Consider the following 1,710-nt stretch of genomic DNA (forward strand, 5'->3'; position numbering starts at 1 on the left):
TCACTGATAATTTTTGTCTCTATCAATATTTCTAGTAGGTGCGATGCCTATAGATGGGGTTAGCAAACCAGATTTTTCAACTTCAACTTTGCCTTTATATTGCACGCCGAAATCTGCTAAAACTGAGCCTTCCGAGCGGAAAATTTTTGCAAAAGCATCACCAAATTTTTTGAGTAGAGCCTCTACACGCTCCATAATTTTTGCAGTGCGTTTTTGCTTTTTAACATCTTCTTCAGTAAGAGGCTCTTTTTTAGTTTCCAGTTTGATTTCCTTGGCTTTTGAGGCTAATTGCTTTTCTTGCTCCGCTGAAATTATTGCATCTTTAACATCTTTGAAATTAGCATCTGGAATTTCAAAAATCATAAGATATTTATTGAAAATCTCTTCATTTTTTAGACAGGATTCAAGTAAATTAAAGTCTATATTAGCCTGCGGAATATTTATCTGAATTGCATTAAAAGATTTTTTTGTATGCTCTAAAAAATCAGCTTTTGTGCTAGATTTTACAATATTATCCTTAGTAATATTGATAATATTTTGCTTAGTTTTGAATAGAGTTTCTTGCACTTCGTCGCTACTTAAAACCAGCTTATCGCTAATTTCTGCATTAAAAATGCTCGTCGCAAATTCAGAAACTGACTTAAACAAATTCCCAAAAAACTCTTGGATTATATTTTCTTTTTGCTGATTCATTATTTTTTATTATCTTTCTAAATCAATATCTTTATCATTTGACTTGCTACCAACTTGAATTGAGGGCGAAACATTATTCATTCTAGAAGCCGCGATATGCCCTAAAAATTTTACGCCAATTTTTTGCAGTTTATCACCAATATTTTTAGTTACATAAACATCTTTATTATTCGGCCTTGCATTGCTAAGCCTTTGCGACATAGCGTGCAGAAATTGCAACTTTTTATCAAGTTCACTTTGTGCTTCAATAGCTTTATCATCTGGCGAATGATGAGGTTCAATCATCTTTTTGCGTGATTGCTGAGAATTTGACTTTTTATCATCACCAATTTCTGCATTCGCTTCAACATCTGAGGAATTATTGCTTTGCTTGATAGTTATTTTGCCAGTAACAGGGTCAACCTCTATCTCTGGGCTTTTCTTACCCTTAAAATCATCATCATTATTGTTATTATCTTTTGCCATTAAGTTATTTGAGTAGATATTTTATTCTATCACATAAATTACTAAGTAGGAAGATGCATTAAAAATTGTTAAGAATGTTTCATTTTAGGAAATTTTGCCATTTAAGAAAATCTCATCTGCAAAAATGCAGATATTTTCAAATCAGAATTATTATTATACATCAATAAATTATAACAACTTATCTGCAAAAATGCAGAGAGGTTGATTTTTTTGAGAAAATTATTTTACAATTTAATTCCCTCTCCCCGTGGGAGAGGGTGAGGGTGAGGGCTTAAAAAAAATTAACCTCTTGCCCTCACCAGACTTTATCAAAAAACCTACTTCTCAGATGGGCATTTATTACATTTTTTGCCATCTTGATTGTTAGTTTTTTTAATCAAGCCAGAGCTGTTTTTGTTCTCAGCCTTGTTGCAATCCGAACAATCAGAGCATTTTTCGCACTTACATTTTTCACATTTGCAATTCTTGCTAGAGCAATCACCACATTTGCAAGCATCACAAGAACATTCAGTGCATTTGCAATGTTCAGCTTTATTATAACAAGGGCATTTT

At 32.5% G+C, this 1,710-nt stretch carries 2 protein-coding genes; both read right to left on the minus strand.

The genetic code is table 11. The features are described from left to right. Complete coding sequence (locus SFT90_04860; protein ID MDX1949812.1) at positions 1-693, minus strand: hypothetical protein; 693 nt, start codon at positions 691-693, stop codon at positions 1-3. A gap of 9 nt (positions 694-702) precedes the next feature. Beyond that, on the minus strand, positions 703-1,158 hold the full coding sequence (locus tag SFT90_04865; GenBank protein ID MDX1949813.1) for a hypothetical protein: 456 nt from the start codon (positions 1,156-1,158) through the stop codon (positions 703-705). Between the last annotated feature and the right edge of the window lie 552 nt (positions 1,159-1,710).

This window comes from Rickettsiales bacterium (assembly GCA_033762595.1).
In the GTDB taxonomy this organism is placed as follows: domain Bacteria; phylum Pseudomonadota; class Alphaproteobacteria; order Rickettsiales; family UBA8987; genus JANPLD01.

What these genes read in the sequence shown, in the direction of transcription:
- SFT90_04860 (MDX1949812.1), bottom strand. Translation starts at nt 693, where the DNA reads ATGAATCAGCAAAAAGAAAATATAATCCAAGAGTTTTTTGGGAATTTG.
- SFT90_04865 (MDX1949813.1), bottom strand. Translation starts at nt 1,158, where the DNA reads ATGGCAAAAGATAATAACAATAATGATGATGATTTTAAGGGTAAGAAA.